The following is a 13,143-nucleotide window of genomic DNA, read 5'->3' as shown; positions in this document are numbered from 1 at the left end:
TTGAACTTTTCGTTTTGTATGGAATAGATCTCAAAACAAAGAAATCCAACTAATGTTAAATTAACATCAGTTGGATTTCTTTGTTTTATCAACTCTCATCATTCATTTGTATATTTACGTTCCAGTCATATACCTAGTTACACTTGCTGTATCCACACGTACTACACTGTTTGCAGCCCTCGATATTAATAAGCGTTGCTGACCCGCAAGACGGACACAAATCAATGGATGTCTTTGCTCCACGCTCATCATATGGAGCAGCTTGGATAGCCGGAGCTACCGGAATTTCTACAGATGCCGCATACTCCTCAGCGCCCTCCGTATGAATCTCCAACGCCTTCGCAACCGCATCGGCAATCGACTCCACCCGATTCACGCCGAAACCGATTGCACCCGATCCACCGATCCCTTTCAAATGCTTAATGAGCAGTCTCGATTTGTTTCCATGATCGCCATAACGCAAGAACAGCGAGCAGACGCGGCCTAACGCTTCTGCCATTGCGAATACGTCCGAACCTGCCTTGCCGACATTTAAGAATATTTCAGCCGGCGAACCGTTCAAGTCGTTGATCGTAATATAAGCCATACCGAAAGGCGTGTTGACCTTATAGGTAGCACCTTTCAACATTTGAGGACGGCGTTTGTACTCTTTATCGAGTACTTGCTCCGGTTTGATTGATTGCGGTTCTACGATCTGAGGCTCAACAACTGCTTCCGTAATCGTCGAATCCTCCTTCTTCGTTGACAGCACCTGCACATCGCGGCTGCCGTCGCGGTAGATCGTTACGCCTTTGCACCCTAGCTCGAACGCCAGCTCATACAGCCGCGCGGTTTCCTCCACGGTGAAGTCGGCAGGACAATTTGCCGTCTTCGAGATTGAGCTGTCCACCCATCGCTGTATCGCGGCTTGTACGCGAATATGATCCTCCGCCGACAAGCTCATCGACGTTACAAAATAATCGGGAAGCTCCTCACCCGGATGCTCCTCTTTCCACTGCGCGGCAATCGGCACATATTGCTTGTCATGACCAAGTCGGCTTTGCCGGTAGTATTCGAATGCAAAGTACGGTTCAATTCCCGTCGAAGTGCCGACCATCGTTCCCGTGCTTCCCGTCGGCGCTTGCGTAATAACAGTCACATTTCTCATTCCGTTATCCTTAATCGCTTGACCAACCTCAGGGAACTGTTCGGTCATATTGCGCATAAATCCGCTTTGCAGGAAGGGCTCCGTCTCGAAAGCCTGGAACGATCCCTTTTCTCCCGCAATTTCTGCTGATGCCAAATAAGACTCTCTCGCTATAAAACCATACAGCCTATCAAGAAATTGAAGCGATTCTGGACTTCCATAGCGAATTCGCAGCTTAATCATCAATTCTGCAAGCCCCATTGTCCCAAGCCCAATACGACGCTCCAGCTTCTGATTCTTTTCATTTTCCTCAAAATGATATGGAGTCGTATCGATCACATTATCCAGAAAACGAACCGACCATCGCGTCACCTTGGCCAACTCATCCCACGCAACATCATCTTTCTCTTCATCATAAAATCTCGACAAATTGATTGCCGACAGGTTACACACTCCCCATGCAGGAAGCCCTTGTTCCGCGCAAGGATTCGTACTAATAATCGGATTGAAATACCAGCTGTTCGACATTTGGTTGTAATACTCCATGAAGACGATGCCGGGCTCTGCCGACTTCCAAGCCGATTCGATGATTGTCTGCCATATAACGCGCGCGCGAACTGTTTTATAATGAATAACCTTCTTGCCCATTCGGCGCCACGCCTCAAGATTGCCATTCCATAGCTCGTCGTAGCCTTCTTCCTTCGTATCTGGAAAAACAAGCTCCCAATCGAGATCTTCCTTAATCGCATGCATGAACGCATTACTGACGCAGACGGACAGATTGGCATTCGTCACCTGCCCCATTGTCTGCTTGACCGTAATGAACTCCATCACATCAGGATGCCAGTCGTTGATCATTAGCATTAAGGCTCCTCTTCTTGAACCGCCCTGCTCAATCAACCCCGTCGTATAACTGAACAGACCTCCCCAAGAGACTGCCCCGCTGGATGAGCCATTAACGCCTGCGACGATCGAACGGCGCGGACGGAGCGAGGATAGATTCATGCCGACACCGCCGCCGCGGGCCATAATTTCCGTCATTTCCGTGAGCGAGTTCATAATGCCGCCCCTGCTATCCCTCGGCGATGGGATGACATAACAATTGAATAAAGTCAGCTCCTCGCTCGCACCAGCCCCTGCCGCAATCCTACCTCCAGGCACAAGCTTCCAATCGTCTAAAATATATCGAAATCGCTCCTGCCACTCCTTGCGTTTATCTTCTGTCAGCTCCGCCGAAGCCATTGCTTTCGCTAGACGTTCCCACATTTCCTCCGGTGTTCGCTCGATCGTAAGCGACAGCTTCTCGGTTGTCGTATCGACCACATCGCCGCTCCGCAGCCGCACCTTGACGCTGCCTCCGCTGCTTGACAACTCCGTAACCTCTCCGACCTCTTTGGTTGGAAACTTCGTATCATCCTTCGTCAAGACGAGCACCGTATCGCCGACCTTGACTTGACTGGAATCGGCTTGTTTCCATGCGTAACGATCCAAAAATATTTTCTCGCTAAGTCCCTCGAGTCTCGTTCCCTGTTCTGTACTCATCTCCGTCACAGTCTCCTCTCAAGCTCCATTTACTTCGTCTTCCCTACGCTCGAATCCACCTAAATCACAATATATTGTACCATAACCTTATTATACTATACTATATGTTGATCTACAGCCTTGTTTTCCTCGAATTTCCTACACGAACTCCGCTTACATGACATCTATCTCGCTCAAGCTTGTCCGCACTCTTTTTTATGAGCCATCTTATTAATCTTTGTTGAAAGGGCCATACTAATGACAACTTATGCCTAATCCATTGCGAAAGGGAGCTGATCTCCATGTCATTTACGAACCAGCCACAGATTAGTTCAACCGATACGGGAATCTCTTACGTTACGAAAAAGCTCCATCCGCTAGTCGATCTCCAATACGATCGTTCCTGGTTCGACGAGCTTCAGAACCGCATTGCCAAGGGTGGTCCATGGGACGACTGGACACTCTATCAGCTTGCGATGGAAGCCGAACAAGCCCGTCGGATTGAAAGCTTCGAACAACTGCAGTGTTTGCGCAGCCTACCCGAGTTCGAGCCGATGCCTCATCAGATCAGTACCGCGCGCAAAGTGCTGCACGAGATGGGAGGCAGAGCAATTCTCGCTGACGAGGTCGGCCTTGGCAAAACGATCGAAGCTGGCCTCGTGCTCAAAGAATATATGGTTCGCGGGCTTGTGAAGCGCGCGCTCATTCTCGTTCCCGCTTCACTCGTGCTCCAGTGGGTACGGGAGTTGAATCAGAAATTCGGCATTTCTGCTGTTGCCCAGAAACGAGAGCATACCTGGGGTTATGACGTCGTCGTTGCCTCGATCGATACCGCGAAGCGCGACCCGCATCGCGAGCTCGTATTGAACACCGATTATGACCTCATCATTATCGACGAGGCGCACAAGCTCAAGAACAAGAAGACGACCAACTACCAATTCGCGAATCTGCTTCGCAAAAAATATTGTCTGCTGCTGACCGCTACGCCTATTCAAAATGATCTCGATGAGCTATTCAATCTCATCACGCTGCTCAAGCCTGGCCAACTAGGCGGCCAAAGCGACTTCGCAGCCAACTTTGTTGTCGACAAACGTCTTCCGAAAAACGAGGATCAACTGCAAGAAGCGTTGTCCGGCGTCATGATCCGCAATCGGCGCGGCGACGGAGGCATTCATTTTACGAAACGGGTCGTCCGCAACATCCCGCTCTACTTGTCCGAAGACGAGAAAGCGCTGTACGATGCCGTGACCGGCTTCGTTAAGGAGCGCTACGACGAAAGCGGAGGCGATCTGACCAGCATGCTGTCGCTCGTAACTTTGCAGCGTGAAGTATGCAGCAGCCGCGACGCCGTTTTCCTTACGCTTGTTAATTTGTTCAAGAAGACGAGCGAGGATTCGCCGATGCGTCCGAAGATTTGGGAGCTCGTCGAGAAGATCAAGAGCATCAAAGCGAATACGAAAGCAGAGAAGACGCTCGAGCTCGTGAAGGCTATGGATGAGAAGGTCATTATTTTCACCGAGTATCGGGCAACGCAAGAGTATTTGCTGCAGTTCTTCCGTGCGCATAATATGATTGCCGTCCCGTATCGAGGCGGTATGAATCGTGGTAAGAAGGATTGGATGATGGATCTGTTCCGCGGCCGCGCACAGGTGCTGATTGCAACGGAGGCCGGCGGCGAAGGCATCAATCTGCAGTTCTGCCACCATATGATTAACTTCGATCTGCCCTGGAATCCGATGCGCGTCGAGCAGCGAATCGGACGGGTGCACCGTCTTGGTCAGACCGAGGATGTGAAAATATATAACCTGTGTACCCAAGGAACGATTGAAGAGCATATCGTGGGCTTGCTCCATGAGAAGATCAATCTATTCGAGCTCGTGATCGGCGAGCTGGATCATATTCTAGAGCGTTTCGAGAAAGGCGACGGCTCCATCGAGCAACGGCTGGCCCGTATGCTTCTCGAGGCGGGAAATGATCAGGACTTAAAACGCCAGATGAACGAGCTGGGCAGTTCGCTTAGTCAAATTCGCGGTGAGGTGCAATCAACGGCAACGGCTGGCGAGCCTCTAACTCCTTCACGAACGCAATCGCATTCGCATTCTCATGAGCTGATTATCCACACGGACAAGCTCGGACAAACGGTGGAGGTGCGTCCATGAACGAGAAACAAGTCCATAAGTTCGTCAACCGGTATTTGGAAGCAACGGAATGCTCGATACTGGAAAAGTCGCCGTCTCATTTCACCGTCAAGCTGTCCCCTTTTGCAGACCGCGAACTGACGAACCGCCCCTATTATTGGAGCTTCGTAGATCGGTTAGGTACGGAGCCGGAAACGATGACCTATCTGCTCGTTACCGATAAGCAGAAGTATGACGCGATGGAGAGCGACAAAGCAGCCGCTCCCCCCGCAGAAACGGAAGAGGATCAAGCGGCGAATGCGGCATTAAGCCGCTCCCTCGGGTTCGTTCACGGCAGCTTGGCGTCGAATGTCCGCGTGCCGCGCGAGGATCTTTATTTTGGCTCGCGTAAGCTGGAGCAGCTGTTCGACGCGGCCAAGTCCAAGGGCAGCTTCGTCTATCTGTTCCAGGAGATGGACAAAAAAAGTCCGCATCCATACAGCTCTTCTCCTTACACGGCTTGGCTGGCCGTCAATATGCGAGTCGAATTCGCTTGCGATCGCAAGCGCGAGGAGATTCACAGCTTTGGGGTATCGCTAGCCACTGGCTTATGCGTGGAGCAATTCCATGATCGTTTGGTGACTATGAAGCTTACGCCGCGTCTGCCTTCCAACATCCACATTACACGCAACGGACTATCGTACAACAAAGCGATGAGTATCGTAGAAGCCGCGCTGGAACGCAAGCTCAAGAGCTACGATTACGGCTGGGCTGGTGAAGCGTCCGCAAGGCTCGAGGAAGAGCTGGCAAGGATCAAAGGCTACTATGAGCCGCTGATCTCGAACGCCCTTGAAGAAACGAAGGCTGCTATCGAGGAGCAATTCGTTCAGCGGCAAGCCGAAATTCGTTGGCAATTCGAACCGCGCGTGACGGCATCCGCCATTAACTGCGGCATCATCCACCTTGAGGGCATCGATTGACTGAATTGTGACCACATTCGCATGGATACGTCAAAAAAAGGCGGTCAGAAGACCGCCTTTGCCTGACAAGTTGCAACAGTCTTTTTGCTGCATGCAGCGTACAATTCTAGACATAGGACAGGCTTGTCCCTAATCGAGACAATGCGGAAGGGGGATCATTCCTTGCCACTTTTGAAATGGCGGAAAATTTTAGCATCAGTTGCTTTGATCGGATTGCCGCTCTATTCCTTAGGCAGTTTCACGAATGTAAATTCAATTGTTGGGTTAGATGATATTCGTGCTAATGCGGCAGCTGTTCAAGCAACGGTAATATCGGATGAAATTAGCGATCAAGCCCGTATTTTTGCCAATCAAATCGCATCAGAGCCACCGTTCACAAGCTGGAATCACGCGGACTTGTCGATTACCGCTCTTGGACCGGGTACGCATAGCTGGCTTGTGCTTGTAAAGAATAATAAGCAGACCATTGTCGGTTATATGGTATTGAATGCTATGGAAGCGGGAGGTTATCAATTAGGAGAGTACGGCTTAAGCAGCGAGCCTCTATTCGGCGGACAATCTTTCGAGCATTCTATGCTCCAGCTAGGACTTAGCAAGTCTACAGGCACCGATAAGATTGGTGCAGAACGTATTTACATTCACCCTCTGCTTGCCGCTTGGAAAATAACGTCCGACAGCACCTCCTATTACACCGATGCTGCTACCGGCGAGCAATTGCCCGTTACCGCCGAAGGTTGGGAAACGTCGGCTGAGACCGAACAAGCGCAAGCAGCTTTATTCCAAGCTCATACCGACCATAAGCTGCAAAAATCACATTCGATCGCTTCGTTCGATCCATACGCCAAGCTGTCTTGGATAACGAACAAGCCGTTGAACATAAATTCAATCAAATACTCATCTTTGCTTGTCAAAATAAATGGCCAACAACAGCTTCGGTATATCGCCGAGCGGTTCGATGGCCAAATGTTATATGCCTGGTCTGTTGTCGGCTATCACAGCTGGACAAGCGGGCATGCTTATATCGCTTTGGAAGCTGGCGAAGACAGCGGACTGCGCCGCTACATTCCGCTACAGCTCTTGTTGGGGCTTGGCTCTTTTTATAGTTGAGACGCTCTGACGCTCCGCCCTTATTTTCCACCAAATCATCAAGCTCGCCGGCCCCCATCCGAACCAACGCGTCAGCCACGGCTCCCTCAATGCTTTGGCTGACGATTTCGTTTGTTTCCGCTGTTCCTTCGGTGTCTCCATATAGGTTACGAATTGCTCCGTCACGAATGTTGCTAATTCTTTACCGCCTTTGATAGCCATTGCGATCACTCCTCCAGCCCATTTTGTTCAAATATAAGAAAGTATAAAATTTTTGTTTATACTGTGCTTATTTTTCTCCGCGAAACGTTTGCTTGCGCCGCCAAAAAATGGCGACTGCCGTTTACGCTTGATGATATAAGCTTTCCCCGCCTGCTCCCGACATAAACATGCATGAGTTTTCCTTGCATGAGTTTTCCTCCGATAAGCCACGATAAGCGTATCACTTTACGCGATGGAGGAATTCCCGTTATGCACCGTTACCTGCTTATGTGCCTAATCGCCTTATTACTGCTGGCATCCAGTTCTTCGCAATCGGCGGCTGCGATGCCGTTCCAGCCTGTCATATCGGAGTCGGGGTTTGATTGGGCGCTTCCGAACACCGTCGTCATCATCGACGTTGGTCACGGAGGCGTCGACGGAGGCGCTTCTTACGGCGATATGCTGGAAAAAGATATTAATCTCGCTGTAGCCCATAAGCTGTATGCGATCTTGCGGGCGCAAGGCATTGCTGCCGTTATGAACCGTACAAGCGATTATGCGCTTAGCGAAGACAATCGTTGGCATATTAGCCGATCCCGCCATCGCAAAGACTTGTCGCAGCGAAGGCAATTAACCGAAGAGATCGACAGCGAGCTGCTGGTCAGCCTTCATGTCAACTCAACTAAGAACAAATCCAAGTACGGTCCGCTTGTGCTACATCAGACTAGCGGCGAGAGCGCACTGCTTGCGTTCTGTATACAGGATGCGCTTAATAGACAGCAAAACACTCAGTTTTTACCGCGCGAGGGTAAGCCCTTCTATTTGCTGCGCCGCGTTCAGCAGCCGTCTGTTATCGTAGAGATGGGCTTCATCAGCTCCGAAAGGGATCGCGTTATGTTAACCGACCCGGTCAAGCAGCAAGAAATCGCCGAAGCAGTCGCTTCAGGGATTCGGCAATATAAATGGATCGCCCGCTGAGCCGCTCACAAGTGCGGACAACTTCACGAACTTCACGTCGGACTGCATGAGTGGAATCGAATGTTTGAGAACGGATGCCGTCTTCAATCCCGAAGGGCCAACATGACCAATCGTAATGCCGATGTCATGTGATTCCATATGCTTGCGTAGCAGCGATATTTGCTTTGAAATATGCTGTTCCGTATACACATCGTCCAAAAACACGTCATTGGATACGAGTGGCACGCCAATCTCTCCTGCAATCTTGGGAACAACCGTCTTGTAAGTGGTGCGGCTGTCTAGGAAAAACAAGCCGCGCTCCTTGCAGACGCTAAGGACAATACGCATCATGCGCTCGTCTGCCGTCACCTTCGAGCCCATATGATTGTTCATGCCGACTGCATACGGTACATCGTCGATCGCCGCCTCCACCCGCTTCCGAACCTCTTCGTCGGATAGATCAGTCGTGAGCGCGCCTGGACCCAGCCATTTTTTAAGCCCTTTATTCGGCTCCATCGGCATATGGACGATAACATCATGTCCCATCTTATGCGATTGCTCGGCATCCTGCTTCGTCGTAGGAAGGAACGGCATGATGGCTGTCGTGAACTTCACCGGCAGCTTCATCATCTCCTCCGTGCCTGTCATCCCGTTGCCGAAGTCGTCGATGACGATAGCAACCAACCGTTTTTGCGGATCTGAAGTCTCGGAATCCACTCGATGTGCGCTCGCATGTGATTGCCTGAAAGCTAATGAACATAAAGCTAATGTGACAATAAGTACACGTATCCATATGCCGTGCTTGCGTTGTTTCAACATTACCATTCCACCATTCTGCTTTTTGATTTCATTGTTTGTGTAAAGGAAGAAAAATATGCTGAATATTATAACTTTAACCAAACAGTTGACTCATGACTGCACGCCATGCTAACATAAGAAACGTAATTAAGGCATGCGGTCGTGGCGGAATTGGCAGACGCGCTAGATTCAGGTTCTAGTGGTGTAACAGCCGTGGAGGTTCGAGTCCTCTCGACCGCACCAACTTCTATAATCAACAAGCTCGCAATATTGCTCTAGCAGCGATTGCGGGCTTTTTTATTTTCTTGAAGAAGCAGACAAAAGGGACAAACGCCATTATTGTGAATGTCCCTTTTGTCTGTCGTCCTTCCCGCCTTAATCTACTTCACCAGTTGCGGTTGCAATACACGATCCCAATGGCGATGCTGCGCTATCCCATCAATGAACGATGTGAAGAACGCTGCATCGGCACTCTCATCGCCGGTGAGCAACACGCCTGCCGGCTTCGCCACGTTGCTTCCTGCCTCATGTGCCGCACCGGAGGCAATTAGCAGTCGCACACCTTCTCCTACGGCGGCAATCGTCTTATAATGCTGGAACGCTTCGCGGACGAAACCTGCCGATGCGACATCGCTTAGCAGCTCGTCAACGCCCTGCGCTCCTCCAGCTACATAGACGGCGTCGTACAGGACCGACGCCGCAGTGAGCAGCGATTGCTGCGGCTCGATCAGCGTGCCGTCGTTACCGCTTACGGGCGCGAGCGTTTTACTCACAATGTCCGCCGTTACTTTCACCGCGGTCAACGCCTTCAACAGCGCCTGTACCTCTGCCGTGTGGTAACCTGTTCCGAGCATCACCGCAACCTTGCGCGTAGCAGCTGACTTCGCCTTTGTCATCATGCTAAGGGCAGGAGAAATGACTGTTGGCTCTGTCCCAATTCCCTTGGTCGCAGTCGCTCCAATGCCTTCGGCTATCCGCTCTGCTAGCTCCTCCGCCACATGGCTGAACACATCCACAACTCGCTGCCGAACCTGCTTGGACATAACTTTGCCGAGCTCGAAGCGGAAGGCGTTTACGATCTGGTTTTGCTCGACCGGCGACATGCTATGCCAGAACATCGACGCCTGGCTGTAGTGATCCTCAAAGCTATTGCTTCTTGCCTTGATCTTCCGACCGTCTACCTTCTCCTCATAATGACGGTAGCCGCCTTCGCTTGGTGGTACTGGCGCCGGATCATTGTTCGCTAGGCCGTTCTTATGATAGCTCGTCTGTCCCGGATTAATCGTCATCCGGTGCATGCCGTCCCGTTGATTGTTATGTACCGGCGCGATCGGTCGATTGATCGGAATTTCCGCGAAGTTCGGTCCCCCTAGGCGAAGCAGCTGCGTATCCGTGTACGAGAATAGCCGACCTTGCAGCAAGGGATCGTTCGTGAAGTCAATGCCGGGTACGAGATGTCCGACATGGAAGGCAACCTGCTCTGTTTCCGCGAAAAAATTGTCCGTGTTCCGATTCAGAGTCATTTTGCCAACGATTCGTACGGGGACGATCTCCTCCGGCCATAGCTTCGTCGCGTCCAATATATCGAAGTCGAAGCTGAACTCATCCTCTTCCTTCAGTATTTGAACGCCAAGCTCGAATTCGGGATAGTTGCCCTGCTCGATCGCGTTCCACAAGTCGCGGCGGTTGAAGTCCGGATCCTTGCCGGCAATCTTCTGCGTCTCATCCCACACTAGCGAATGAACGCCAAGCTTTGGCTTCCAATGGAACTTGACGAAGTGAGACTTTCCTTGCTCATTAATGAATCGGAACGTATGCACGCCGAACCCTTCCATCATACGGAAGCTGCGAGGCAGCGCCCTTCCTGACATAACCCACATAATCATATGGGCGGTCTCCGTATTCGTGCCTACGAAATCCCAGAATGTATCATGAGCCGATGAGGCTTGAGGAATCTCATTGGGGGGCTCCGGCTTAACGGCATGGATAAAGTCGGGGAACTTTACCGCGTCCTGAATGAAGAACACCGGCATATTGTTGCCGACAAGATCGTAATTGCCTTCCTCTGTATAAAATTTCACCGCAAAACCGCGCACATCGCGCACCGTATCGCTTGAGCCGCGAGATCCTGCTACGGTAGAGAATCGGACGAACAACGGCGTGCGAAGCGACGTATCCGTCAAGAACTTCGCTTTCGTGAACTCCGCAAGCGATTCGTACAGCTCGAATTCTCCGTGCGCGCCGAACCCTCTAGCATGCACGACACGCTCAGGAATCCGCTCATGATCGAAGTGCGTCATTTTTTCCCGGAAGTGGAAGTCCTCCATAATTGTCGGGCCGCGCGGACCAACCTTCAAAGAATGCTCATCATCCTCGATCCGCAAGCCTTGATTCGTCGTTAAAGCCTCGCCTTGATCCGTAACGCGATAGGCATTTAGTTGCTTTTGCTTGGCGTTGTCCTTCTCATTCATTTGCACATTCCCCCTCTTCAAGAATAGGCATAGTATCCGCCACATCAGGATCATTTATCCTGTTATTCCCATATGAAGCTCTCTCTCAATAATTCCGATAAAGCTCGCTAGCGAACTATTATACGAGAGCATCGTTTTGCCTATTGATGAGGTTCTCGTTCCAAGGAGCAAGCAAAACATGCAAGAAACTGAGAAATAGCCATTTTAACCCATGAAATCCAAGAGAATGGCCTATAATATTGACAAATTGAACGAATTTGGGTGATAACGACGTTTGCAAGCGCTTTAAACAGCATTATATAATGGGGGCGTAATAGTAAATAGTTAGGACATCAGGAACATGTTATAAGACAATATGAAGGCGATGTTACCTGTTAAGGTACAACCTCGTGCACGCTATGTGTAATCGAGGCTGTGCCTTTTTGTGTTGTCCACCAAAGAAAGCGAGGTGCGCCCGTAAGTATCGCTCCGGCCTACGACAAGCAACGAATCAACCTTCCCTGCCGCCGGATTGATTCGCATTACCTGTTTGCCAATCATATCGAAGGGGTGTTCTTATGTTAAAAAGATCAAAATGGTTTTCCCTGTTTGTCAGCATTATGCTCGTCTTCGCCCTCGCCGCATGTAACTCAGCCGGCAACAATGGCAATGAAGGCAATCCCGCTCCTGCCACCAATGCGCCAACCAATGAAACGGCCGAGGAAGGCAACACGGATGAGCTAGTGCCGGAGAAAGGCGCAAAGCTGGTCGTGTGGGAAGCACAGGAGCAGCAAGCCTATATGCAGGAAGTCGGCAAAGCGTTCGAAGAGAAATACGGCGTGCCTGTTTCTGTCGAAGTTGTGACAGGCGGCGATCAAGGCGCTAGATTGACGACGGATGGCCCGTCCAAGACGGCTGCAGACGTATTGACACTGCCGCATGATCAGATCGGTCTTGCCGTGAAAGCAGGCTTGCTCCTGCCGAACGAAGTGTTCGAGGAAGAGACGCGGACGAACAATGTAGAGACTGCCGTTACCGCATCTTCCTTCGACAACGTGCTGTACGGCTATCCGAAGTCGGTTGAGACGTATGCGATGTTTTACAACAAGGACATCCTGCCCGAGCCTCCGAAAACATGGGATGAAATCATCGCATTCGCCGACACCTTCAACGATCCCGCGCAGAAGAAATACGCGATTATGTGGGAATTCGTCGGCTACTATACGTATCCGTTTATCGGCAGCTACGGCGGCTACATGTTCGGCGACAACAATACGAACGCGGACGATATCGGCTTGAACAAAGGCGACGTCGTTCAGGGCTTCGAGTTTCTACGCAAGTTAAAGTCGATCTTGCCGATGAATGCCGGAGATATAACGTATGACGTCAAAACACAGCTGTTCCAAGAAGGCAAGCTGGCGCTGAACATCGACGGTCCTTGGTCGGTCGCAGCGTTCAAGGATAAAGTGAATTTGGGCGTCGCTCCGCTTCCGAAGTTCCCGAATGGCAACGACTCGATCTCGTTCTCGGGCGTGAAATCCTATTACGTCAACTCCTATACGCCGTATCCAGTCGCTGCTCATCTATTCGCGAACTTCGCCAGCAGCAAAGAAAACCAGCTCAAAAACTATCAAATGACCGGTGCGATTCCTACGAACCTGGAAGCAGGCGAAGATCCACTCATTAAGGACGATCCGATTACGAGCGGTTTCTTCCTGCAATTCGCCAATTCGGTGCCGATGTCTTCTGTACCTGGCGTAGACCTTGTATGGGAAGCACTGAAGGCAACCTTCATCGCACTGTGGGACGATACGAGTCTTGATATTAAGACAACGCTCGATAACATGGTCCAAACGATTAAGGACGGTATGAGCGCAAGGTAACGAGTATTAAAAAAACGGCCCATT

General features: G+C 50.8%; 9 protein-coding genes and 1 tRNA gene. 6 read left to right on the top strand and 4 right to left on the bottom strand.

What is annotated here, in order from left to right:
• Nucleotides 1–133 precede the first annotated feature (133 nt).
• Nucleotides 134–2,668, bottom strand: a complete 2,535-nt coding sequence (locus tag AC1DF0_RS08295; RefSeq protein ID WP_477573630.1) for an adenosylcobalamin-dependent ribonucleoside-diphosphate reductase — start codon at nucleotides 2,666–2,668, stop codon at nucleotides 134–136.
• Nucleotides 2,669–2,949: 281 nt separating this feature from the next.
• Here AC1DF0_RS08295 and AC1DF0_RS08290 point away from each other — a divergent pair, with 281 nt between their 5' ends.
• The 3 genes from AC1DF0_RS08290 to AC1DF0_RS08280 all read left to right on the top strand — a co-directional run bounded on the left by AC1DF0_RS08290 (nucleotide 2,950) and on the right by AC1DF0_RS08280 (nucleotide 6,851).
• On the top strand, nucleotides 2,950–4,806 hold the full coding sequence (locus tag AC1DF0_RS08290) for a DEAD/DEAH box helicase (protein ID WP_477573629.1): 1,857 nt from the start codon (nucleotides 2,950–2,952) through the stop codon (nucleotides 4,804–4,806).
• Complete coding sequence (locus tag AC1DF0_RS08285) at nucleotides 4,803–5,744, top strand: YqhG family protein (protein WP_477573628.1); 942 nt, start codon at nucleotides 4,803–4,805, stop codon at nucleotides 5,742–5,744. The genes AC1DF0_RS08290 and AC1DF0_RS08285 overlap by 4 nt, the downstream gene beginning before the upstream one ends.
• 162 nt (nucleotides 5,745–5,906) lie before the next feature.
• Nucleotides 5,907–6,851, top strand: a complete 945-nt coding sequence (locus tag AC1DF0_RS08280; RefSeq protein ID WP_477573627.1) for a hypothetical protein — start codon at nucleotides 5,907–5,909, stop codon at nucleotides 6,849–6,851.
• Here AC1DF0_RS08280 and AC1DF0_RS08275 read toward each other — a convergent pair.
• Nucleotides 6,813–7,052 carry a YqzE family protein gene (locus tag AC1DF0_RS08275; protein WP_442049164.1) on the bottom strand — a complete coding sequence of 80 codons (240 nt, stop codon included), beginning with the start codon at nucleotides 7,050–7,052 and terminating at the stop codon, nucleotides 6,813–6,815. The two genes, AC1DF0_RS08280 and AC1DF0_RS08275, sit on opposite strands and share 39 nt — an antisense overlap.
• Nucleotides 7,053–7,301: 249 nt before the next feature.
• Here AC1DF0_RS08275 and AC1DF0_RS08270 point away from each other — a divergent pair, with 249 nt between their 5' ends.
• A complete protein-coding gene (locus AC1DF0_RS08270) occupies nucleotides 7,302–8,009 on the top strand; it encodes an N-acetylmuramoyl-L-alanine amidase family protein (protein ID WP_442049165.1) in 708 nt (235 codons plus the stop codon).
• Here AC1DF0_RS08270 and AC1DF0_RS08265 read toward each other — a convergent pair.
• On the bottom strand, nucleotides 7,974–8,705 hold the full coding sequence (locus AC1DF0_RS08265; protein ID WP_442049166.1) for a divergent polysaccharide deacetylase family protein: 732 nt from the start codon (nucleotides 8,703–8,705) through the stop codon (nucleotides 7,974–7,976). The genes AC1DF0_RS08270 and AC1DF0_RS08265 overlap by 36 nt on opposite strands.
• A 237-nt stretch (nucleotides 8,706–8,942) precedes the next feature.
• On the opposite strand from AC1DF0_RS08265, the gene AC1DF0_RS08260 reads away from it, so the two are divergent.
• Nucleotides 8,943–9,029 (top strand) — tRNA-Leu (locus AC1DF0_RS08260).
• Between the two features lie 137 nt (nucleotides 9,030–9,166).
• Here the strand turns inward: AC1DF0_RS08260 and AC1DF0_RS08255 are convergent.
• Entirely contained in the window at nucleotides 9,167–11,257 is a 2,091-nt protein-coding gene (locus AC1DF0_RS08255) for a catalase (RefSeq protein WP_477573626.1), read from the bottom strand.
• 557 nt (nucleotides 11,258–11,814) lie between these two features.
• Between AC1DF0_RS08255 and AC1DF0_RS08250 the strand changes: the two genes are divergently transcribed.
• Nucleotides 11,815–13,119, top strand: a complete 1,305-nt coding sequence (locus tag AC1DF0_RS08250) for a sugar ABC transporter substrate-binding protein (protein WP_477573625.1) — start codon at nucleotides 11,815–11,817, stop codon at nucleotides 13,117–13,119.
• Nucleotides 13,120–13,143 lie beyond the last annotated feature (24 nt).

The sequence above is a fragment of the Paenibacillus sp. 05T425 genome, assembly GCF_056396205.1.
The sequence above is the reverse complement of the archived record's forward strand: the minus strand, read 5'-3'. Positions and strand labels throughout refer to the sequence as shown.

Coding starts and splice junctions, on each gene's coding strand:
- AC1DF0_RS08295 (WP_477573630.1), bottom strand. CDS start 2,668: ATGAGTACAGAACAGGGAACGAGACTCGAGGGACTTAGCGAGAAAATA.
- AC1DF0_RS08290 (WP_477573629.1), top strand. CDS start 2,950: ATGTCATTTACGAACCAGCCACAGATTAGTTCAACCGATACGGGAATC.
- AC1DF0_RS08285 (WP_477573628.1), top strand. CDS start 4,803: ATGAACGAGAAACAAGTCCATAAGTTCGTCAACCGGTATTTGGAAGCA.
- AC1DF0_RS08275 (WP_442049164.1), bottom strand. CDS start 7,052: ATGGCTATCAAAGGCGGTAAAGAATTAGCAACATTCGTGACGGAGCAA.
- AC1DF0_RS08270 (WP_442049165.1), top strand. CDS start 7,302: ATGCACCGTTACCTGCTTATGTGCCTAATCGCCTTATTACTGCTGGCA.
- AC1DF0_RS08255 (WP_477573626.1), bottom strand. CDS start 11,257: ATGAATGAGAAGGACAACGCCAAGCAAAAGCAACTAAATGCCTATCGC.
- AC1DF0_RS08250 (WP_477573625.1), top strand. CDS start 11,815: ATGTTAAAAAGATCAAAATGGTTTTCCCTGTTTGTCAGCATTATGCTC.